Annotated in this window: 22 protein-coding genes and 1 pseudogene; 12 read left to right on the forward strand and 11 right to left on the reverse strand. The window is 59.4% G+C overall.

Annotated features, from left to right (window positions below; all coding sequences use genetic code 11):
• The first annotated feature begins 67 nt into the window (after positions 1 to 67).
• The 6 genes and pseudogenes from pstC to P6U16_RS00430 all read left to right on the forward strand — a co-directional run bounded on the left by pstC (position 68) and on the right by P6U16_RS00430 (position 5,965).
• Positions 68 to 1,550 (forward strand): annotated as a pseudogene (gene pstC, locus P6U16_RS00405) (phosphate ABC transporter permease subunit PstC).
• A complete protein-coding gene (pstA, locus tag P6U16_RS00410) occupies positions 1,547 to 2,872 on the forward strand; it encodes a phosphate ABC transporter permease PstA (RefSeq protein WP_277702184.1) in 1,326 nt (441 codons plus the stop codon). The pseudogene pstC and the gene pstA overlap by 4 nt, the downstream one beginning before the upstream one ends.
• 13 nt (positions 2,873 to 2,885) lie before the next feature.
• Positions 2,886 to 3,701 carry a phosphate ABC transporter ATP-binding protein PstB gene (gene pstB, locus P6U16_RS00415; protein WP_277702185.1) on the forward strand — a complete coding sequence of 272 codons (816 nt, stop codon included), beginning with the start codon at positions 2,886 to 2,888 and terminating at the stop codon, positions 3,699 to 3,701.
• A 57-nt stretch (positions 3,702 to 3,758) separates the two neighbouring features.
• Positions 3,759 to 4,472 carry a phosphate signaling complex protein PhoU gene (gene phoU, locus P6U16_RS00420; protein ID WP_277702186.1) on the forward strand — a complete coding sequence of 238 codons (714 nt, stop codon included), beginning with the start codon at positions 3,759 to 3,761 and terminating at the stop codon, positions 4,470 to 4,472.
• A gap of 95 nt (positions 4,473 to 4,567) precedes the next feature.
• Positions 4,568 to 5,254, forward strand: coding sequence for a phosphate regulon transcriptional regulator PhoB (gene phoB / locus P6U16_RS00425; protein ID WP_277702187.1), 687 nt, complete (start codon positions 4,568 to 4,570; stop codon positions 5,252 to 5,254).
• A gap of 15 nt (positions 5,255 to 5,269) precedes the next feature.
• Positions 5,270 to 5,965 carry a response regulator gene (locus tag P6U16_RS00430; RefSeq protein ID WP_277702188.1) on the forward strand — a complete coding sequence of 232 codons (696 nt, stop codon included), beginning with the start codon at positions 5,270 to 5,272 and terminating at the stop codon, positions 5,963 to 5,965.
• A 123-nt stretch (positions 5,966 to 6,088) separates the two neighbouring features.
• Here the strand turns inward: P6U16_RS00430 and arsK are convergent, their stop codons facing one another.
• The 3 genes from arsK to P6U16_RS00445 are packed head-to-tail and all read right to left on the reverse strand — an operon-like array spanning position 6,089 to position 9,007.
• Positions 6,089 to 7,219, reverse strand: coding sequence for an arsenite efflux MFS transporter ArsK (gene arsK, locus P6U16_RS00435; RefSeq protein ID WP_277702189.1), 1,131 nt, complete (start codon positions 7,217 to 7,219; stop codon positions 6,089 to 6,091).
• Positions 7,216 to 8,634, reverse strand: coding sequence for an FAD-dependent oxidoreductase (locus P6U16_RS00440; protein WP_277702190.1), 1,419 nt, complete (start codon positions 8,632 to 8,634; stop codon positions 7,216 to 7,218). Before P6U16_RS00440 ends, arsK begins: the two co-directional genes overlap by 4 nt.
• A gap of 52 nt (positions 8,635 to 8,686) precedes the next feature.
• Complete coding sequence (locus P6U16_RS00445) at positions 8,687 to 9,007, reverse strand: metalloregulator ArsR/SmtB family transcription factor (protein WP_277703948.1); 321 nt, start codon at positions 9,005 to 9,007, stop codon at positions 8,687 to 8,689.
• A gap of 95 nt (positions 9,008 to 9,102) precedes the next feature.
• Here P6U16_RS00445 and P6U16_RS00450 point away from each other — a divergent pair, with 95 nt between their 5' ends.
• The 6 genes from P6U16_RS00450 to P6U16_RS00475 all read left to right on the forward strand — a co-directional run bounded on the left by P6U16_RS00450 (position 9,103) and on the right by P6U16_RS00475 (position 12,949).
• Complete coding sequence (locus tag P6U16_RS00450) at positions 9,103 to 9,435, forward strand: metalloregulator ArsR/SmtB family transcription factor (RefSeq protein ID WP_277702191.1); 333 nt, start codon at positions 9,103 to 9,105, stop codon at positions 9,433 to 9,435.
• A gap of 18 nt (positions 9,436 to 9,453) precedes the next feature.
• Positions 9,454 to 9,981: an arsenate reductase ArsC gene (locus P6U16_RS00455; RefSeq protein ID WP_277702192.1), complete on the forward strand. Its 528-nt coding sequence runs from the start codon at positions 9,454 to 9,456 to the stop codon at positions 9,979 to 9,981.
• The gene (gene arsC / locus P6U16_RS00460) at positions 9,978 to 10,412 is read left to right on the forward strand and encodes an arsenate reductase (glutaredoxin) (RefSeq protein ID WP_277702193.1); all 435 of its coding nucleotides are present in this window, start codon (positions 9,978 to 9,980) and stop codon (positions 10,410 to 10,412) included. Before P6U16_RS00455 ends, arsC begins: the two co-directional genes overlap by 4 nt.
• A gap of 74 nt (positions 10,413 to 10,486) precedes the next feature.
• A complete protein-coding gene (gene arsB, locus P6U16_RS00465) occupies positions 10,487 to 11,575 on the forward strand; it encodes an ACR3 family arsenite efflux transporter (protein ID WP_277702194.1) in 1,089 nt (362 codons plus the stop codon).
• A gap of 144 nt (positions 11,576 to 11,719) precedes the next feature.
• On the forward strand, positions 11,720 to 12,379 hold the full coding sequence (arsH, locus tag P6U16_RS00470; RefSeq protein WP_277703949.1) for an arsenical resistance protein ArsH: 660 nt from the start codon (positions 11,720 to 11,722) through the stop codon (positions 12,377 to 12,379).
• A 315-nt stretch (positions 12,380 to 12,694) separates the two neighbouring features.
• Positions 12,695 to 12,949 carry a hypothetical protein gene (locus P6U16_RS00475; protein WP_277702195.1) on the forward strand — a complete coding sequence of 85 codons (255 nt, stop codon included), beginning with the start codon at positions 12,695 to 12,697 and terminating at the stop codon, positions 12,947 to 12,949.
• Positions 12,950 to 13,686: 737 nt separating this feature from the next.
• Here P6U16_RS00475 and P6U16_RS00480 read toward each other — a convergent pair.
• The 8 genes from P6U16_RS00480 to P6U16_RS00515 form a co-directional block, all read right to left on the reverse strand.
• Positions 13,687 to 15,162 carry a hypothetical protein gene (locus P6U16_RS00480; protein WP_277702196.1) on the reverse strand — a complete coding sequence of 492 codons (1,476 nt, stop codon included), beginning with the start codon at positions 15,160 to 15,162 and terminating at the stop codon, positions 13,687 to 13,689.
• Between the two features lie 107 nt (positions 15,163 to 15,269).
• Positions 15,270 to 15,545, reverse strand: coding sequence for a hypothetical protein (locus P6U16_RS00485; RefSeq protein WP_277702197.1), 276 nt, complete (start codon positions 15,543 to 15,545; stop codon positions 15,270 to 15,272).
• Positions 15,542 to 15,964, reverse strand: coding sequence for a hypothetical protein (locus tag P6U16_RS00490; protein ID WP_277702198.1), 423 nt, complete (start codon positions 15,962 to 15,964; stop codon positions 15,542 to 15,544). The genes P6U16_RS00485 and P6U16_RS00490 overlap by 4 nt, the downstream gene beginning before the upstream one ends.
• Positions 15,922 to 18,969 carry an AAA family ATPase gene (locus P6U16_RS00495; RefSeq protein ID WP_277702199.1) on the reverse strand — a complete coding sequence of 1,016 codons (3,048 nt, stop codon included), beginning with the start codon at positions 18,967 to 18,969 and terminating at the stop codon, positions 15,922 to 15,924. The genes P6U16_RS00490 and P6U16_RS00495 overlap by 43 nt, the downstream gene beginning before the upstream one ends.
• A 10-nt stretch (positions 18,970 to 18,979) precedes the next feature.
• Positions 18,980 to 19,825 (reverse strand): hypothetical protein, encoded by an 846-nt coding sequence (locus P6U16_RS00500; RefSeq protein WP_277702200.1) that lies wholly within the window; start codon positions 19,823 to 19,825, stop codon positions 18,980 to 18,982.
• A gap of 121 nt (positions 19,826 to 19,946) precedes the next feature.
• Positions 19,947 to 20,276 carry a hypothetical protein gene (locus P6U16_RS00505; protein WP_277702201.1) on the reverse strand — a complete coding sequence of 110 codons (330 nt, stop codon included), beginning with the start codon at positions 20,274 to 20,276 and terminating at the stop codon, positions 19,947 to 19,949.
• A 119-nt stretch (positions 20,277 to 20,395) separates the two neighbouring features.
• Positions 20,396 to 20,539, reverse strand: a complete 144-nt coding sequence (locus tag P6U16_RS00510) for a hypothetical protein (protein WP_277702202.1) — start codon at positions 20,537 to 20,539, stop codon at positions 20,396 to 20,398.
• 105 nt (positions 20,540 to 20,644) lie between these two features.
• Positions 20,645 to 20,932 carry a hypothetical protein gene (locus P6U16_RS00515; RefSeq protein ID WP_277702203.1) on the reverse strand — a complete coding sequence of 96 codons (288 nt, stop codon included), beginning with the start codon at positions 20,930 to 20,932 and terminating at the stop codon, positions 20,645 to 20,647.
• Positions 20,933 to 21,439 lie beyond the last annotated feature (507 nt).

Raw genomic sequence — 21,439 nt, forward strand, 5'->3', positions numbered from 1 at the left:
TTGCGACGTGCCGGACATCGTTGTGCGTACTGCTGTCAATGACTGATCGCGCCGGGGAGAATGGCTCGTGAATACCTCGCTGATTTTGTTGATCATTTTAGTTTTGGGCCTCATCGGCTATGTAGCCGGACGAATGCGATCCCTGTCGCTCGCAGGCGGTAAGCTGTCGGCCCTGCATTCCCGTCCCGTCTATTACGGATCCTATGTTGCGATCTGGGCTGTCGTTCCCGCCTTTATCATTCTTTGCGTCTGGCTGATCGCCGCCCCTATGTTCATTGATAGTCTGGTACGCGCATCGTTTCCCGAGAACATTCTCTCGCAGGGCAGCGCGACAACCGAGCTTACTCTCGGCACCACGCAGTCCATGGCCGGTGGTATAAAGCTGCTGACCGCAGAGGAACTGACCGCCGTCAAGTCGGGCACATCGAATCTTCGCGAAGTGCTTGCCACAAAAGGCATTCCGCTTGCCAGCGAAGCTGAGCCATTCATGATCGATGCCGCTGAAAAGCTGAACGGCCTTTCTGCGACCAGCCGCATCTTGATGACCGTCACGGTTCTTGCCGTCGCCATCCTTGGCGCGCTGTATGCGATGCGCAATGTTGGTCTTCGCTTCCGCGCCAGAAACCAGGTCGAACGCGTCATTCTTGCAGGCCTGGTGATTTCCTCATCGATCGCCATTTTGACCACGGTCGGCATTGTCGGCTCCATGCTCTCGGAAGCCACGCGCTTCTTCAATATGGTGCCCGCACACATTCTTCTTCGGGACGGTCTGGGATCCACGCTTCGCCGCCGCCGGTGATGCCGCTGCGGCGGGCCAGTTCGGCCTGATCCCGCTTCTCGCCGGTACACTCTACATCGCCTTTGTCGCCATGCTGTTTGCGGTTCCGGTCGGTCTCTTCTCGGCGATCTACATGGCCGAATATGCAAGACCGAGTGTCCGCGCAACGGCAAAACCGCTTCTCGAAATTCTGGCCGGCATCCCGACCATCGTCTACGGCTTCTTCGCTCTGGTGACCGTCGGGCCGTTCCTTCGGGATATCTCCGCCGAGCTGAACGGTCTGGTGACCGGCGATTATACGAGCTTCATTCAGGCGCAGAGCGTTCTAACGGCTGGTCTCGTCATGGGCATCATGCTGATCCCGTTCGTATCGTCGCTTTCCGATGACATCATCACCCAGGTGCCCCGTGCGATGCGCGACGGTTCCCTTGGTCTGGGTGCCACACGCTCGGAAACGATCAAGCGAGTCATTCTGCCGGCAGCGCTTCCCGGCATCGTCGGTGCCTTGCTGCTGACAGCCTCGCGTGCGGTCGGCGAAACCATGATCGTGGTGCTTGCCGCCGGTGTTGCCGCTCGCCTGCAGCTCAATCCTTTCGAGCCGATGACCACGGTCACGGTCAAGATCGTCAACCAGTTGACGGGCGACCTTGAATTTACGTCGCCGCAGACACTTGTCGCCTTTGCGCTGGGCATCACGCTCTTTGTGATCACGCTCTGCCTCAACATCTATGCGCTCTACATCGTGCGCAAATATCGGGAACAGTACGAATGACCGACATTGTCTCGCCCGTCCCATCGTCTTTCACCAAGACAGTATCTCCGGCCCGTCGCGACATTGGCATCAAGCGTCGCTACGCTGCGGAACGCCGCTTTCGGATGTACGGCATTGCCGCGATCCTGACCGGCCTGTTCTTTCTCTTTCTGCTTCTGTGGACGGTTATCTCGAACGGCTACACGGCCTTTCAGCAGACGACCATTACGCTGCCGATCGAATTTTCAGAAAAGATTATCGATCCGAAAAACGAGCGTGCGGAAAATCCCGGCAAGCTGATGGCAGCAAATTACCCGCTGCTCGTCCGCGACGCCTTGATCAAGGTCCTGAACATCGATCCGTCCAATCGTGCGCTGGTCAAGCGCGCCACGGACATGGTTTCGGCCAGCGCTCGGACGCAATTGCGTGATGTCGTCGTCGCCAATCCGGCTGTGATCGGTACGACGGTCAACGTGTCGCTTTTGGCAGAAGGCAATGTCGACTCGGCAAACAAGGGCCAGATCGACCTTGACGTCGACGAGGCACGCCGCAAGGTCAACAATCAGCAACTCGCCTGGATGAAGCAGTTGAACGACGCGGGTGTGATGACCAAGGAGTTCAATACCGGTCTCTTCACCTATGGCGCTTCGAGCCGGCCAGAGGCTGCCGGTGTCGGCGTCGCGGCGCTCGGCTCGCTCTACATGATGCTGATCGTTCTGGTTCTTTCGCTGCCGATCGGTGTGGCCGCCTCGATCTATCTCGAGGAGTTTGCTCCGAAGAACCGGTTTACCGATCTGATCGAGGTCAACATCAACAATCTCGCGGCGGTGCCCTCTATCGTTTACGGTCTGCTGGGTCTTTCGATCTTCATCAATTTCGCCGGCATGCCGCGCTCGGCAGCCGTCGTCGGCGGCCTAGTCCTGACACTGATGACGCTTCCAACGATCATCATCGCCACCCGGGCGGCCCTGAAGGCCGTTCCGCCATCGATCCGTGCTGCGGCCCTGGGGCTCGGCGCATCCAAGATGCAGACCATCTTCCACCATGTGCTGCCCCTCGCAGCGCCTGGAATTCTGACTGGCACGATCATCGGTCTTGCCCATGCCCTTGGAGAAACCGCGCCGCTGCTGCTCATCGGCATGGTAGCCTTCGTGGTCGACTTTCCAGGTTCGCCGATGCAGCCCTCCACGGCCCTGCCGGTGCAAATCTACATGTGGGCAAACGAAGCTGAACGTGCATTCGTGGAACGGACGTCCGGAGCCATCATCATTCTGCTGGCCTTCCTGATCGTCATGAACTTTGGCGCAATTCTCTTGCGGCGGCGCTTCGAGCGTCGCTGGTAGTGGGGTATAGAACATGAACATGATGTCAGAAGCAGCAGTTGAAAAGGCGCTGGACAAGAAGATGAATGACGTTTCCTTCAAGATGATCGGCAAGGACGTTTCGGTGTACTACGGCGAGAAGCGGGCGCTTTTCGATGTGAACCTGAACGTGCGACAGAACACGGTCACCGCGCTGATCGGCCCGTCCGGTTGCGGCAAATCGACCTTCCTGCGCTGCCTCAACCGCATGAACGATACGATCGACAGCTGCCGCGTCACCGGCAAGATCACCCTCGACGAAGGCGATATCTATGATCCGTCGATCGACGTGGTCGAACTGCGCGCCCGCGTCGGCATGGTTTTCCAAAAGCCGAACCCGTTCCCGAAGTCGATCTACGAGAACGTCTCCTACGGGCCGCGCATTCACGGTCTCGCCCGCACCAAGGCGGAAATGGATCAGATCGTCGAAACCAGCCTGCAGAAGGCCGGTCTCTGGAACGAGGTCAAGGACCGTCTACTGGAGCCGGGCACCGGTCTGTCCGGCGGTCAGCAGCAGCGTCTGTGCATTGCCCGCGCCGTTGCAGTCAGCCCGGAAGTCATCTTGATGGACGAGCCGTGCTCGGCGCTTGATCCGATCGCCACCGCCAAGGTCGAGGAACTGATCCACGAACTGCGCGCCAATTTCACGATCGTCATCGTGACGCACTCGATGCAGCAGGCGGCGCGTGTATCTCAGCGGACCGCCATGTTCCATCTGGGCAATCTCGTCGAGGAAAACGACACCGACAAGATGTTCACCAATCCAGATGATCAGCGCACGCAGGACTACATCATGGGGCGCTTCGGTTGATCTGGTCGATATCCACTCTCGCCAGTTTTAATCCGATTGCGGACTAAGGAAACAGACATGTCCTCCACACACATTATTTCCGTCTATGACGAAGAACTGAAATATTTGACGCGCCGTATTTCCGAAATGGGCGGCATTGCCGAGCAGATGGTTGCCGATTCTGTCCGGGCGCTCGTGAACACCGATCTCGCGCTCGCACAGAAGGTCATCTCCGAGGATATCATTCTTGATGAGGCTGAGAAGCAGATTAATGAAAAGGCGATCATCACCATCGCCAAACGCCAGCCAATGGCCTCCGATCTGCGCGAAATCATGGGCTCTATACGCATTGCGGCCGATCTCGAGCGTGTCGGTGACCTTGGCAAGAACAATGCCAAGCGCGTGATTGCGATCTCCGGTTCGGGCATGCCGCGCCAGCTGGCGCGGGGGCTGGAGCATCTCGCCGAACTGGCGCTGATGCAGTTGAAAGACGTGCTGGACGTTTATGCGTCGCGGTCTGCGGAAAAAGCCAACGTCATCCGCGAACGCGACAACGAGATCGACGCGATCTACACCTCGCTGTTCCGCGAACTCCTGACCTACATGATGGAAGATCCGCGCAACATCACGCCCTGTACGCACCTTCTTTTCTGCGCCAAGAACATCGAACGCATCGGCGACCACGCCACCAATATCGCCGAGACGATCTATTACATGGCAACAGGCGCACAGCCTGTCGGCGAGCGTCCGAAGGATGACAGTGCCAACACCGTCGGCGCGCCGGCCAACTGAGCGTCGCACCTTCGGTCAGAAGGGACAATCGTACTGCCAGAAAATGACCGGGCGAGGGCAGGGTCCTCGCTCCGGCGTCCAGGAGTTGATACCGCATGCTGCCAAGAATAGCAGTCGTCGAGGACGAGGAGGCGCTCAGCGTTCTCCTGCGTTACAATCTCGAGGCCGAAGGCTTTGAAGTCGATACGATCAATCGTGGGGACGAGGCGGAAATTCGTCTTCAGGAACGGTTGCCCGACCTGCTCATCCTCGACTGGATGCTGCCGGGGGTTTCCGGCATCGAACTCTGCCGCCGGCTGCGCCAGCGGCCCGAGACCGAGCGTCTGCCGATCATCATGCTGACGGCGCGCGGCGAAGAGAGCGAGCGGGTGCGCGGTCTGGCCACCGGTGCTGACGATTATGTCGTCAAGCCATTCTCAACGCCGGAACTGATGGCCCGCGTCAAGGCCATGCTCCGCCGGGCAAAACCCGAGGTTCTGTCTTCGGTCCTGCGGTGCGGCGATATCGAACTTGATCGCGAAACCCATCGCGTCCACCGCAAGAGCCGAGAAGTCCGGCTTGGGCCGACCGAATTCCGTCTTCTCGAGTTCCTCATGTCATCGCCCGGTCGCGTCTATTCCCGTTCCCAGTTGCTCGACGGCGTATGGGGGCATGACATCTATGTCGACGAGCGGACTGTCGATGTGCATGTCGGTCGCCTGAGAAAAGCGCTGAACTTTTCCAATATGCAGGACGTTATTCGCACCGTGCGCGGCGCGGGTTACTCGATGGAAGGCCAGTAAGGGAAATTTGGCGCGATGGGAGCAAGGGTGGTCGTCGTAGATGACGATGAGACATTGCGTGCCCTGTTGCAGCGGGCGCTGGAGAACCAAGGCTTCTCTGTGACGCTGCTTTCAAGTGCTGCTGATCTCGAGCGTCGTCTACGGCTTGCCGTTCCAGATGTACTGGTTGTGAACACGGTGCTACCCGGCATGTCCGGCATCGAGGTCTGCCGCCGGGTGCGGACAACGCCATCGACCTATCGCCTTCCCATCATATTGCTTGTTGCCGGGGATGATCGGGATGAAGCCCTTGCAGGGCTTGCCGCCGGTGCGGATGATTGCGTCACCAAGCCGTTTAGTGCTGGTGAACTCGTTATCCGGATAAAAAGCCTTCTGAGGCGGATAAACCCATCCCTGCTGGAACACATGATCAAGGTCGGTGACATCGTACTCGACCGCGACTCACACCGGGTCCACCGACAGCAAAAAGAAGTCCGGCTGGGGCCGACCGAATTCAAGCTGCTCGAACTCTTGATGCGGTCGCCCGGACGCGTCCATTCGCGCTCCGAGATCCGCCTGTCCCTGTGGGGCGATGACGCAAAGGTCAACGAGCGCGCCGTTGACGTGCATATCAACCGCTTGCGCAAAGGCATCGGGCTCGAAAAGGCCGGCACCGTCATCCGTACCGTTCGCGGCGCCGGATATTCCGTTGGAGATCTGTCTTCCAAGTGAAATTGGCAGTTTCAGGAAGCTACGCTCCGGCAGTGCTGCGGAGCGATGTCTTTTTATAGAGCCAGCCGATCATCGCAATTGCGGTAAAAGCTGCGACCGCAAGGACGCCCGCCAGCGTGCCTGCTATGATTGCTTGTTCGACCCCCAGGACCGCATCATCATCGCAAAGGCAAAGGGTGCGATCGCCGCGGAAAACTGCCGCGCTGCGGTCACCCAGCCAAGGCGCGATCCATAGCCCGCACGACCGAACAGCGCGAGTGGCAGCGTTCCGCCGACAATGCTTGCAAGACCGGACCCCAGGCCGAAGAGAATGGCAAAGGCAACGACGCCTGGAACCCACGGACTGGTCGTTCGCAGCACCACGAGTGCCAAAACCAGCAAACCGGCGGCGATGATTGCAAGCGTCGTCTGCGACAGGCGTTCGCCAAAGATCATGTTGAGCAATCGGCTGGCAACCTGCGACGGACCAAACAGGGTGGATACGAGCAGTCCCGCTGTTCCAAGGCCAAGCGCGGCGACCATCGGCACCATGTGAACGAGGATCGAGGCGAGCACGAAGCCCTCGATGCAAAAGGCGAGAAGCATGATCAGGAAAATCGTCTGTCCAGCGCCGCTTGGCGGAACCTGTGAAACGGAAAGCGCTTCCGCCAGTGCGGATTTCGGGAGTGGTTCGGCGGCATGGGCGCGTGACAATTTTCCTACCCAGACATGGATCGGCAGGCAGACGAGGATATTGAGCAGCGCGAAGATCAGGTAAATGGCGCGCCACGAGAGGTGTGCGTGAAGCGATGCGGTCAGCGGCCAGAACAGAGTGGAAGCAAAACCTGCGATCAACGTCAGATGCGTTATGCTTTTCTGCGCCTTGGCTCCACCGACTTGGACAATAGCCGCAAACGCGGTGCCGTAGAGGACGAAGATCGATGCGACCTCCATGGCAACTAGCGAAATGCCGAGTGTCAGCACATTTGGTGAGATCGCAGCGGCGACAAGCGACAGGGCTGCTGCGAGCGAGCCGGTCACCATGAGCCGTCCGGCGCCGTAGCGATCAGCCCAGATGCCAGCCTTGGGAGCCAGAAATGCCCCGAGAAGTAGCGCGAAGGACAAGAGGCCGAAGAGGTGTTCGACGGAAACAGACAACTCTTGCGCCATGTCCGGTGCGAGAATGCTGAACGCGTAATACAGTGTGCCGTAACCGATGATCTGCGTGGCACCGAGCGCCCAGATCAGGCGCGCGGGGGCTGATCGTTCCATCATTCCGCCGGCTCCATCCGGCGGGTTTCTGCAGGCGTAGCACAGCCGCATCCGGATTTTCCGTCCACTTTTGCTTGCTGATCGGCAAGGCAGCAGGCGTCAGTGTCGGCCGGCGCCGGGCCTCCACAGCAACCGCCGGCCGAGACACCACTGATGGAGGCGACAGAAGTGCTGCAGACTCCCGTTTCCGGCAAGACAAGCCGAACGTCACGCGCGGCCTGGTGATCGCCCGCGAGTTCCGCCACCACGGACCGCACCTGCTCGTACCCCGTCAGCATCAGAAAGGTCGGTGCGCGACCGTATGATTTCGAACCAACAATGTAGAATCCGGGTTCGGGCTGGGTGAGTTCTGCGATGCCGTGCGGCGGTACGGTTCCGCAGGAATGAAGATTGGGGTCGATCATCTGCGCCAGAAGGCGGGGGCATTCGACGGCGCTGTCCATATCCAGCCGAAGCTCGTTCAGCATCTCGAGATCAGGGCGGAAGCCAGTTGCGACGATGACCCTGTCGACAAGGAGGGAATGCTGTTTGTTATCGATCATCGCTTCAATCTCGACACCTTCGGGAGCGATCCGGATCGACCGGGCGGCAAACGGCGCGAGCAATCGCACATGTTCGCTTTCCAGTGCGTCCTTGGCCGCAAGCCCCAGATCGCCGCGCGAGGGAAGCTGGTCGTTCAACCCGCCGCCGAGCAGGCGGTCGATCCTATTCCTGCGCAACGCCCAGGTGATAAGGGTCGCCGGCGCCTTTTTCTTGAGCGCCATCAGCGCCAGAACGGCATTGATCGCAGAATGGCCGCCGCCGACCACCAGCACCGAGCGTCCGGCATAATCAGCAGCGTCCCGTCCGTCAATATCGGGAATGCCATAGGCGATCCTGTCGGACGCAGCCCTTTCGCCGATCACGGGCAGACCATCGATGCCCATCGGGGCAGGGCGGCCCCATGTACCGGACGCATCGAGAACAGCGCGTGCAGTCACGCCCATTTCGGCTCCGGTGGGATCAGTATATCGGATCTCGAACGCAGCATCGTCCCGGCCCCGGCTCGTGACCTTATCGAGCCCGTGCCGGCTGATGGAGGTGACCGTTGCGCCATAGACAAGGTTGGAGGCGATTGCCGGAAGCCGTGCGAGCGGCTCGAGGTAGTCCTCGACAATCTCACGGCCAGTCGGGATCGCATCGTCTGCCGGTTTCGCCCAATCGGTCAGGGATAACAGATCGACGGCGGCTTCATCGGTGACATAGCGCCAGGGTGTGAAAACCCGCACATGACCCCAGGACAGCAGTGAGGCGCCGGCCGATCGGCCACGCTCAAGGATAAGAGGTCGGATTCCGCGACCGACAAGGTGAGCCGCCGCGGCCAAACCGACTGGTCCTGCACCGATCACGGCGACGGGGAGTTCCGGATGCGTCTTCATCTTTATTCCTTCCGTATTTCTAGATTATTCGAAGTATATAGTCAAAAAAAGCTCAGTCTTGTGCGGTCAACCGTACGTCGTCGCAGCGTCCATCAGCACAGCACTCATCGACGAGATAGCCGATCAGCGCGTTCATCGCCTTGTAGTTTGCCCGGCAGATCAGCGTCGTGCCGTTGCGTTCCTGGGTTACGAGATCCGCGTCAATCAGCTTCTTGCAGTGGTGCGACAAGGTCGAGCCGGGGATATCCAGCTTCTGCTGCAATCCGCCGACGGCAAGCCCGTCCATGCCGGCGCGCACCAGCATGCGGTAGATCCGCAACCGCGTCGGATTGCCGAGTGATTCCATTTGCGAGGCGGCTATTTCGATATTCATGGAAATATACATATCCATCAGCAGCGCCACCGTCAACGCCAATATTTGCGGCACAAGCCTGTTGACTATATCCATATGTCCAGTATTCTCGACATATGGAACAGGAAACTGCAATTCTCGCTCTGGCGGCGCTCGCCCAGTCGACCCGGCTCGAAACCTTTCGGCTGCTGGTGCGCCATTCGCCCGATGGCCTGCCTGCGGGCGAGATCGCGCGGGCGCTATCCATCCCGCATAATACGATGTCCACCCATCTCAACATCCTGTCGCGCGCCGGGCTCGTGGCGTCCCAACGCCATAGCCGGGTGATCGTCTACCGCGCCGACGTTCCGCGCCTGCGGGAGCTGATGCTGTTCCTGATCAAGGATTGCTGCGGCGGCAATGCGGACCTCTGCGCGCCGCTTATTGCCGAACTCGAACCCTGCTGCTGAAAACCGAAAGGTGTGCCCATGACCAAGACGACCTTCAACGTGATGTTTCTGTGCACCGGAAACTCCGCCCGCTCGATCATCGCCGAAAGCGTGCTGCGCAAAGATGGCGGCGGCAAGTTCAACGCATTCTCTGCCGGCAGCTATCCCAAGGGCGAGGTCAATCCTTTCGCCCTCGAAACGCTTTCCGGCCATAATTATCCCGTCGATGGGCTGCGCTCGAAAAGCTGGGACGAATTCGCCGCTACAGGTGCACCGGAACTCGATTTCGTCTTCACGGTCTGCGACAATGCCGCTGGCGAAGCCTGCCCGGTCTGGCCGGGACAGCCTATGACGGCGCATTGGGGCGTCGAGGATCCGGCCGCTGTCGAGGGAACGGATGCGGAAAAGCGCGTCGCCTTTGCCACGACGCTTCGCTACATGAAGCTGCGCATCACCGCGTTTGCAGCATTGCCCGTCGAAAGCCTGGAGCGCCTCAGCCTGACGGCGAAGCTGCGCGACATCGGGCAGATGGAAGGCTCGACAGCCAAGAGGGCTGACGTCGCATGAGCAGCCCCGTTGATATCATCATCTATCACAACCCCGATTGCGGCACCTCGCGCAATACGCTGGCGATGATCCGCAATGCCGGCATCGAGCCGCATGTCGTGGAATATCTGAAGACCCCGCCGAGCCGGGCAATGCTTGAGCAACTGGTCACCCGTATGGGCATCGGTGCACGCGACCTCCTGCGCGAAAAGGGCACGCCCTATGCCGAACTGGGTCTCGATAACAAGGATCTCGCCGATGAAGCGCTTTTCGATGCGATGATGGAACACCCGATCCTGATCAACAGGCCGATTGTCGTCTCGCCGCTTGGCGTCAAGCTCTGCCGCCCGTCGGAGGCCGTGCTCGATCTACTTTCCACCGCCCAACAAGGCGCGTTCTCGAAAGAGGACGGGGAGGCTGTTGTCGATGCCCGGGGCCAGCGGGTCGGATAACGCCAGCTTTTAATGATCCCTCACTCTCCGCCTCGATCAGGCGGAGAGCCGTATTTTCATGCAAGGAACCCGCCATGCACGCCGCTCACGCGCAGCCCGCCGTCCCAACTGTCCGCCTGTCTTTCCTCGATCGCTATCTGACGGTCTGGATTTTTGCCGCCATGGCGCTCGGTGTTCTTTTGGGAACCGTCTTCGAGGGGCTTCCCGCGGCGCTCGACAGCCTGTCCGTCGGCAGCACGAACATTCCGATCGCCATCGGGCTGATCCTGATGATGTATCCGCCGCTGGCAAAGGTCCGCTATGAGGAGCTGCATCTGGTCTTCGCGGATAAACGGATATTGGCGATTTCGCTTCTGCAGAACTGGATCATCGGCCCAACGCTGATGTTCGTGCTGGCCATCATCTTCCTGCGCGATTACCCCGAATACATGACCGGCCTGATCCTCATCGGCCTTGCCCGCTGCATCGCCATGGTGCTGGTCTGGAACCAGCTGGCGCGCGGCGACAACCAGTATGTCGCCGGCCTCGTCGCCTTCAATTCGATCTTCCAGATCCTGTTTTTCAGCGTCTATGCCTGGTTTTTCCTGACGGTCCTGCCGCCGGTCTTCGGCCTGGAGGGCAGCGTCATCGACGTCTCCTTCTGGACGATTGCCGAGGCCGTGCTGATCTATCTCGGCATCCCGTTCCTCGCCGGTTACCTCTCGCGCCGCATCCTGACGGCGACCAAGGGGAAAGACTGGTATGAAAACGTCTTCCTGCCGAAGATCGGGCCGATCACGCTGGCAGCGTTGCTGTTCACCATCGTCGCCATGTTCAGCCTGAAGGGCGGCGATGTCGTGCGCCTGCCGTTCGATGTGGTGATGATCGCGATACCACTGACGATCTACTTCCTCATCATGTTCTTCGTCAGCTTCCTCATGGCGAAATCGGTCGGGACGGATTATCCGCGCTCGACGGCCGTGGCCTTTACCGCAGCAGGAAACAATTTCGAGCTGGCCATCGCCGTTGCCATTGCCGCCTTCGGTCTGGCATCGCCGGTCGCCTTCGCCGCCGTCATCGGGCCTTTGGTCGAAGTGCCGGTGCTGATCATCCTTGTGCAGTTTGCGCTGTGGATGGGACGCCGTTATTTCCCGGCTAACAATCGGCGCGTCCCGGCAGAGTGAACCGGCGGGAGGCGGGCAGGGACCTCGTTGCACCCGGCCGGAACAGCCCCGAGCCACGCGCCGCCGAACTGATTTGATCAAGCATTGGAGTCCCTTTTGACTGAACTGCCCGCCGCCCGTATCGATCTTCTCCATCAGCCTGACATGGAGACACTGCGACCGCCGTTTTCGACGCACAAGCCGCGCATTCTGATCCTCTACGGTTCGCTGCGGGAGGTTTCCTACAGCCGTCTGCTGGCGCAGGAATCCGGTCGCCTGCTCGAGCATTTCGGCTGCGAGGTGCGCATCTTCAATCCCGAAGGGTTGCCGCTGCCGGACGGTGCGCCGATCTCCCATCCGAAGGTGCAGGAGCTGCGCTCTTTGTCCGAATGGTCCGAAGGCCAGGTCTGGGTCAGCCCCGAACGGCACGGCGCGATGACCGGCATCATGAAGGCGCAGATCGACTGGATCCCGCTGACCGTCGGCTCCGTGCGGCCGACGCAGGGCAAGACGCTGGCTGTCATGGAGGTCTCCGGCGGATCGCAATCCTTCAACGCCGTCAACCAGCTGCGCATTCTCGGCCGCTGGATGCGGATGATCACCATTCCGAACCAGTCCTCCGTCGCCAAGGCCTTCCAGGAGTTTGACAAGGACGGCCGGATGAAACCATCCGCCTATTACGACCGCGTGGTGGATGTCTGCGAGGAACTGGTCAAGTTCACACTTCTGACCCGCGATGCCTCGGCCTATCTCACCGACCGCTATAGCGAGCGCAAGGAAGATGCGGACAAGCTGGAACAGCGGGTCGGGTTGAAATCGATCTAGCCGGGGCGGCGGTTAGACCGGCGAGTTTCTGCTACAGTTCACAAACACCGGAACCGCTCTGGGTGAACTCAGGAAGACCGGCGAGTGAGGAGCCTTACCTCTCCCCTTGCGGGAGAGGTTACAAAATCAACATCTTAGCGTCAGCTAAGTGTTAGATTTTGTTGGTGAGGGATTTTTTCGGATTTGGCCGTGCGCCCATGCCTGCCCTCTCTGGCAATTTCTAACACTTAGCTGAAGCTAAGATGCTGAAATTGCTTTCTCCCCACCGAGGGCGAGATAGAACTCACCGTAGCTAACACATTCCGAAAGCCAGCTATGTTGATCACCATTGCCTTTCTCGCCTTCACGCTCTCGGCCGACGACATGGAGGGCGTCAGGACGAGTACGGCGGAGCTGAAAGTGATGGCGCAGGACGCGGAGGCGGATTGCCGAGGATATCCGTCACAGGCCCTGACGCTCGCCAGCTGCGCGGCGCGGGATGTCTACCAGTCCATTCTGGAATACCGGCATATCTGCAATGAGGGGCCGTTCATCAATGAAGAGAACTGGGTTGCGTGTGTGAAGCCGTGAGCGCCGGGCCTACCCCTCTCTTGCATTTTCTACCACTTAGCGAAAGCTGAGGTGCTGAAACTGCTTTCTCCCCCACCCGAGGGGGAGATAGTGCGAGCCTGCTCGCGACCTTAAGTATCTATTGCTTGTATACGTAAAAAAGCCGCGAGCGATGCCCGCGGCTTTCAGCGTTGAATCTATGCAATGATTACTTTTTCTTGTTAGGCGCTTGAGTCAGGGCAGATGCCGCGACTTTTTTAACTGCAGCCGGTGTCTTCGGATTGCTCAGAAGTTTTCCCGCAGTTGATGCTACCGATTTTGAAGTACGTTCATTTGAGGCCATTTAAATTCCTTTGGATGGCCGCCAAGCTACCTCGACTCCGATACTCGATTTCCCTTATCGTATCCACGCAACTGGCTAAGGGATTTGAGTCTCTTTGCCCCGCGTCGGCCTCGGCTGTTTCGCGGTAGTCAAAGCCGGAACCGAAAGGTTTCGGCTTTGTCATTTCAGTTTTTCCAAAACAGTTATTGAGTCTCGTTTTGTTCTTCTTTGTAGTCCAGCCCGAAGTTTCCTCCGGGCTGATAAGTTGAGAAAACCACCTAGGTCCTGGCCAACTCTCATGCAAGTCGTTGATTTCCAGCGATCGAATTCTGTTTCTGGACTCATGCCTAGCCATTTTGGAAGCTGAAACTGGCCAAATAACCCGGCCAAAAAGAAAGCCGAGGAATCCCCGGCTTCGGCAGTCCAAATATCGGCTTCAGAACGAGAATGCAGCTATGTCCAGGACTCGATAAAACTTCTTTCCTGAAGCGATGAACGCCGGAAGAATTTCAACTTTCCTCAACCGCCTTTCGATGCCTGCTGTTGTCCTCCGATGGCGGTGCGCCAGCGTGCCCAAGGACACAAACGTAGAGATGAAGCGCGCAAGCTCATCTGGTTCGACAACCATCTGCATCTGACGCTTCCATGGGTTGCGTCGTCTGACCGACTTGAGGTGGTCTGCCTCGATCAGGGCATGAACCACGGCGTTCGATGCCGGGATAGCCAGTTCCACTTCGCGAAGAGAATGGCATCTGTGATCCGGTCCCCGTGTCCACTCCCTGAGCTCGTAGGGGTCGATCCTGAGAGCCGCCAGCCCTTCGCCGTTATCGATCCTCGCTACGTTTTTGAGCTTGCCGTCGAGGATTAGTCGAACGACTTCACCATGTTTGCAGTTGGCCATTTTAACTGCGGATCGCAGGCGCACGAAATGGTCGGATGGCGCGACCGTCGAAAGACATTTGACCCGACGTCGGATCTCCGCCACATCAGATGCGCGGAAGGACATTGTCGTCGTAAGTCCTCCACCGGACTCCGGAGCCGCGCCGCCACTGATGGAATTCTCGAAGCTGCGGAGGATCCCGCAGTCGACAATGCTTGCCAACTGCGACCGCTCCGCACCGAGGTTTGCCACCGTTTCCTTGGAGCTGAGGGCATCCTTGGCCTCTTTTGCGAACGCCTCCATCTCCGTCGCGTCGAGGACGATCCGATGATATGACCTCCCGGCTGCATCTGCTTCCACCTTCCCGGACCTCACCAGCAGATTGCGGAGACGCTTCGGCTGCAAACCGAATTCCTTGGAAGCCGAATAGACCGAATGTATCCGGCGCTCGGTGATCGGTCCGAAGCAATCGGCTCCTAGTGCTAACGGAACCGAGTTCGTTGTCACTTCTCGCATGATCTTGCGAAATGGCTCGTAGGCCGCCTCCGGGGATGCTGTGGCCAGGACCGTGTGCAGATGCCCGTAGAGGCCTCTCCCTTTCATGTCGCTACCGGTTTTGAAAAATCGGCCGATCAGCCTCTCGAGAAACTCCGTGAAATCGACTTCCCCACCCTGGATTATGTCATAACCGCGTCCAGCGGATCTCGACAGGTCACCGGGTCTGAGCGTTTTCGGCCCGGCTGTGACGCCGTATTGTTCAACGATCCCAACGGCCTCACAAACGCGCCCGACGACATTAAACGGAAATGCATCGAGCCAACGGTTGCCCTTCGGACCCGAGCGTAGCCTCCCTTCGACGTAACCCTGATAAGCATCCGGAACCTGGCGAGCCGTGACGCGTGCGATCATAGGGATTTCTTTACGATGGAATTCAAGCTTCGCCGCGAAATCGTGCTCGAGACCGTAGAGAAGATTCTCCGGTCTCAGCGTGAAGATCAGGCACTCGTGCTCCCGGCAGACCTGCACGGGCACTACGAGCCATTCGATTCTTCCGTAAGGCCTGAATCCACGTCGACCTCCAGCCGTGATCTCATCATCCAGGACACAATGTGGGCAGATCCTGAGATGCGCTCTCTGCGTCATCGGTCGCGAAAAAGCTCACCCGAGATAATTGTGGTGAAGCGCCCGCCATTGTTGACGACCCCGCTTTCGAGGGAGGCCTCGGAAGTGCCGAGCGCCGATGCAAACCGCTGAATATCCACTCTGCGCCCGAGCGCCAGTCCTTTGAAACTGAAGCCAAGCCTGCTGGCGAGAGCCTGGGCTTTCGGGTAGCCACAGGCCGCCGCCAGGCGGGAGCATAAACTGGCAACGGATTCTCCGCTGTTGAATGGGACGATTTCAGCGAGTCGTGTCATTGTGGGCGTACTCCGTATTTCGTGGCATTCTTGCCCTTCGATTTGAGGCGTGCCTCCTCCCATGCGCGATCGTCGTCCCTCAGAAGCGCGGTAGCAGGCTCCAGTTCGTCCCAGTTGGCTGCCGTGAAGACGTTCCGGGTCGGCTTGCACCCCGAGAAGGAGGCGTAGACATCGACGAAGTCCTGCAGTTCAAGGAAGTCACGACCGCCCAGAATGGCAAGTTCGACTGCGGCACGGATCAACTGGATGATCGAGCCGAATTCGCCCTCGCAGGCATGCGACAGCCGTTCGCGGAACTGCTTTTCCTTGTCGTCGAGGTCGATGCGGACCTCCAGCTTCGCGTGCTTTTTCGCGACAATTGCGAGGACGGTACCGATCAGGTCGTCGTCGCCTGAGGCGCTGACCGGTTCGAACGGCACAACAGTGCGCCGAGTATAGAGCTGCTTTCGGGCAAGAAAGCTCGCCAGCGGGGAACGCCAGCCAGGATCAGGCGTACGGGCCAATCCGTCATCTGTGTAAGGCCCTTCAACGAGTTTCCGATAACCGTGGCTTCGCGAACGGTGGCCGTCTCGATGGCATGCTGGGCCTCGTCGATGAAGACCCACATGACCTTGTGAACCTTCAGCAGCCGCCGGAACTCAGCCCAGGCCTCATGCTCATGTAAACCGAGGCCGGGATTGATGCCCATGGCCTGCAATCCTGCGATGGCGAGAAGCTTTGGCGTGCATGGCGATGGTGCCTCGATGAAAATCAACGGGTGGATCCGAACTTTGTCTTCATCGATGTAGGATGCCGTCGCCTTCATGTTCTGGAGATGCTTCATGACGGCGGTGGTCTTTCCAGCCCCGCTGTTGCCGCAGACGGCAACGATCCTGCGTTTGTCCGGCTTCCCCGTGATCCGTGTCGAAACGCTCACCACCATAGCCTTGAGCGCTTTGTTCAGCAGCTCGTCGCGGGTGAGCGGGATGTACTCGGCGTAGATCTGCGAGATACGGTCAGCGACCTCCAAGCGCTGCTCGTTCATGAGGCCGCGAATGCGGTCGATCGCGGCCTGGCTCCGCTTGTCTTCGTGTTCCTTGTCATACTTGGTCATGTTGGTCCTCCTATTCGTCATCGAAGACGTTGTTGCTGATGATGCGGGACGGGCTGTTCTGCTCGTCGTCCGTCGTGGTGGGGTCGCTGACTTGGTCGTTCGGCACCGCAATGCCGAGAGCAGGGCGGCCGCCCATCTCCGCCTCCTGCCGCAATTCCTTTGCGGTCCGGGTCTTGGCGTAGACGATCGGCTCGATCCGGAGTGCCGCGAAGAGTTCGTTGGACGGATGCCATTCGCCCTCGGGGCGGGGTTCGCCTTTGACCGGGCTGTCGACGATGTCGAAGACGTGGTCCATTTTTTCTCGAACCGGAGATAGTCCTCGTCGGTCAGAACCGGATTGACGAGACCGGCCTCGAGCCGGGCCATGTCCGCCTGCTGCTTGAGCCACGCAAAGGTGTCGAGCATAATTTGCCGGGAGGCTTTCCCATTCTCGGCGTTGAAAAGCCTGAGGCGTTCTGAAGCCGCCAGCCACTGCCAGATGCTGATCCCTTCCATTTCCCGATGAACGCACGGAACTTCGATCCAGCCGTCCGGCGTGAGAACCGAAATGGAACCAAGGTTGTGGTTGTTCACGCGGGCCAGAACCGGAGCCTTGTTATCCTTCCGTCGGAGCTGCTGAAGCTGCTTGCTCTGGAAGTAGAGGCCTGCCGTCCGGTACCCTTTCTTCGAAACCTTCCGCGTCACGCAGGTGCCGAAGAGATGCGTTCTGAGCGTCCCGACGGGACCCGGCATCACACCGTGATCCCGTGCGAGTTCCAACCACGTATTCAGTGGCGTCGCCCCGTTGAGACCTTTGTGCGGTGCGTTGTGATAGCCGTCGACGCACCAACGGATCATGCATTCCGCCACCTGGTCAGCGACCATGTTCGCATGCGCCTCAGCGTCGTATTCGCCTTTCTCGGCAAGCGATCCCCACGTTCTGGCATCGAAGTAATTGAACATCTGATGGCTGAAGGTCAGGAACCAGCGTTCAACGAAACCACGCCAGGAGGCATCACCTGCTCGAGGCAGGAAGATCTCGATTCCGGCATCATTGAGCGCTACACGATATGGTCGGTGCGCGAAATACATCGCACTATCGACTGCTACATATTCATGCGTGCCGCCCTGCGGCCACGGCGACTGACAGCCAAGGCGGTGGGCGATTTCGGTCTTGTCGCGGGTCGACATCTCCAGGGCAGTCATCGCGGACTTGAGAGACGGCGGTTCCCCACTGACATGCAGGGCAACGATGCAGCGGGTCGCCACGCAGATCATCGCCGTGATCGTGAGACGGGTCCGCTTGATTTTCTTGCGTTCGGCCTTCGACAGCTTCGCCCAGATGCCGATCTTGACGAGAAGCGTCTGGAGGTCGGTCTCATGATCGTCGCACTCGATCCGTTCCAGCGGGCGGATCACATCGATGCCGCCGGATTCCGGTTGCCACTCGCGGCGGGCGGAATCCTTCCCGTCGCGACCGAGGTCGCGCCACATCTCCGGCTGTGCGTTGAAGCGGTTGCGAAGCGTCTCAGGGCATGGGATCCGGAGCTGGTCGTTTGGCCCCCGGTGTCTGTTTTCAGCCTCCATCTTCCGCTCCATCTCACGATGGATTGCGGCGAGATCTGGTTTTGTGGTGGAGCAGGCCTCGTGGATTGCTGCGCTAAGATGCACGAACTCGTCAGCAGTGAAATACTCCGGGCGATCGTGCCTGTACTCATTCCTGAGGCAGATGGGATCGAAGTCGTTCGTCTCCATTTCAAGGATCCAAGCCTTTAAGGTGGAAGGCTTGGGTTCGAACAGAGCGATGTTGGCTTTGGTGCGATAGGTCAGGGACTTAGCCCCTGTCACACGGGCCTGCATTTCCCGCCACTCGAGGCCGATCATAGGGATAACCCGCAGAAGCGGTTCGCGCGACTTGCTGACGACCGGGGGCATGGGCAGGCCGTCGATGCGGGCGAGCCGCCGCTGCTCACGGTGGTCAGCCTGCATCTCGAGGAATCTGCGGACGAAGAATTCCTTGCGAAGGACGTCTTCTTGGTCGGAGGGCGAGAGTGTCGACAGGCTGCTGGAGCCGGAAAGGCGCGCCTTGGCCTTGACCTTTCCGTAGTATCTAAACTCGACCGTCATCGGGTTGCCTGGGCGGTTCAGTCGTTCGTCGAGCTCCGGCTGTGTGAAGCTGACTGTGGCATTGGTCTCGTCCATGCGTCGCAGAACGGCTCCGTTCCGGTCGCAGTAGAGGACGCAGTATTCGACGCCGAGATCCGTCACCCGGGCATTTTCGGGGAGCCGGATGTAGGGTAGCGATACGGGATTGTGCTGGAGAGCGAGAATCTGTCGGAGGTCGGGCTGCATGTCGTTCCTCTCAGTTGACGTGGTTGAATCTGACGTAGGGAGCATCGACCAGCTTGAGATCCGGACGGACTGGGATCAGGATCTCGTCATGGATCAGGCACCACACCGCGTTGCGGCCGTAGGCGGGAATCTCCCATCCGGCGAGGAGGTCGCGGATGTGGACCGTGCCGTGGAAGCGCGATGCGTATTCGCGAAGGCGGTCGTTGTCGGCCGCAACGGAAAGCTTGAGTGCACGCAGGATGCTCCTCGCGTTCCAGCAACGTGCGTCCGTTGCCTCCCGATCTGTGATGATTGTGGCCCCGTCGGCGAAGCCGTGGGGCAGATTCCGATCCAGGGTGCCGATCGTGTATTCAAGGCCGTCCTTCTCCAGAAGACTGCGTGGGCGGACGCCAACGACGATCACGGTTCCTGTTGCCATCGTGGTTCGGTAGTCGATCGTGTGCTGGGAGGTGCCGTCTTCCTGCTGGACCGAAACTGCGGACGGCTGGTCTTCCACGAGCACGACGTGCTTCGAAGCGCACATCATGTAGGCGAGGTTCCGCTCGTAGGTGCTCGAGTACGTGATCGCCTTGCGCGTCTTGCAGTTGACCATAGTCCCGCGGCTATGTCCCTTGGTTCGGGCCGGATACCAGCGCGACGGTGTCGGCTCCTCGGTCGGCTTCCAGACCTTGGGACGGCTGACGAGGCCGTCGAGACCCTCGTCATCGATATCCGGCATGCTAAACGGCAGGTACCGGCCGGAAAGCGGCCCGGATGGCTGGAGAAACAGGGTGTCGGTGGGGATCGGCTCAAGGGTTCGGTCGTAACCGGCTTCCAGCTCGTGCATGAACCGGATGATCTGTCTGACGCGTGTCATGGTCGCTCCTAAGGGCACGGATGTCCGATGCCGATCGCTGGTCGGCTCAATGGTTTCAAATGGTGAGAGGAAGCGTGCCGCCGTCTCGGTCAGGCAGGCGGCACGCACGCAAGGGTCGTTCTCAGCGCTTGGGCTGGCGGCCGCTTCCTATGTCGACAGGTGTAACCGTCGTCACATGGAGTGGCGGCATCCGCTTGATCCGGGACCTCTGGGCGCGCGACAGACTGCTCCAGATCCCGGCGAGGCGGAGTACGAAGGCAACGTCGACCGAGGTCTCGTCGAGTTCAGAGGGGACTTCGCGATGGACGCCGCGGTCAACGAAGCGGCGGCGGCTGCATCCAAGCGACGCGGCGAGGGCGGGGCGGATGGGCTTCAGCGGAGGCTTGCCGCCCGACTGAGACGAATGGTGTCCGTTGTCGAAGGCAGAAGGCTGTTCAATGGCGCGGGTCAATGCCATCTCCTTTTGGGATCACGATGATGATGAGGGCAGCGAGGCAGATGCCGGATCAGTCCCCGTGCGGCAGTTGCAGATCGTGGCGGGCGAATATTTCCACCAGGTCGAGTTCGTATTCATCGATCTCGATCGAGCAGCACGATCTGTTGGGCCGACCGCTGCGAGCCGGATGATGCGGGCGTCTCTGATGCTGCAGATGGCGGCGAGATCTGGCCGAGTTCGACTGCATTCGGTTCGAGTGTTCCGAGGTCTGTTTTCACGTCGGTATCCTGTGATCGGGGCATGGCTTCGCCGTTCCCGTGGAGGGCCACTAGGCGAAAGCTCAGCGATTTCCGGATGTTTCTGCTAGTCGGTGGCGGGCACGGTCACCGTATCGAGGTCAAAGCCTCGGGCGCGGTCTCCGGCGCAGCGTGTCTTGCCGCCCCAAACCCTGCCAGCACTGGCATTGCGGCGTATCCATCATGGAGCGGCAATCCCGCGGCGTAGCGCGCATTGGGATCATGGAGCGCAGCGTAAGGCTGCGTCAGGTGCAGGCCAGCGATCGCGATCGCAGTGACGAGCAGCGGAACGAGGACAGGGTTCACGAGCAACCGGTCCGTGAGGGACGAAGATACATCCGTCGCGGCCGGGGATGCCTTTGGGCGATGTGGCATAAGGGCTCCTTTTCGTTACCGGCACCTCCAAAACGCACGTATCCTGCCGCCGCTGACGCGTCGTTTGAACTTGCGGTCTGGGGAATGCCTTGGACTTCATCGTGCGGGGGGTCGGCGACCCATGATTTCGTCATCGGCCGCGTGCCGTTCCGCACTGAAACTGCATTTAATCGCCGATTGCGTTCTAATCTCAGCGGAGAAAGGTCTTTTGCATTTTCCATGAAATCTTGGGGTGGATCCGGCTACACGAGCCGCAATAGATCCATGGCCGACGGCGGGCGTCGGGACCGGTGCCCGGTCATATCTCGGCTGAGTTGGCTATCTTTCGATATGCAGTCATCTCACGGTCCCCAGCAGTAATGCGGTATCTGGATCATGCATCATTTTATGAAGACGTCCAGCCCCAAAATATACGTCTTCGAAAATCTGTTGAAACAGCACTGGACGCTAGTATAGATCTTAGAGAAAGCGCCAGATTGTCAACAATTATACTTTTGGTGACTGCCG

The sequence above is a fragment of the Rhizobium sp. 32-5/1 genome (genome assembly GCF_029537235.1).
Taxonomy (GTDB): Bacteria; Pseudomonadota; Alphaproteobacteria; order Rhizobiales; family Rhizobiaceae; genus Pararhizobium.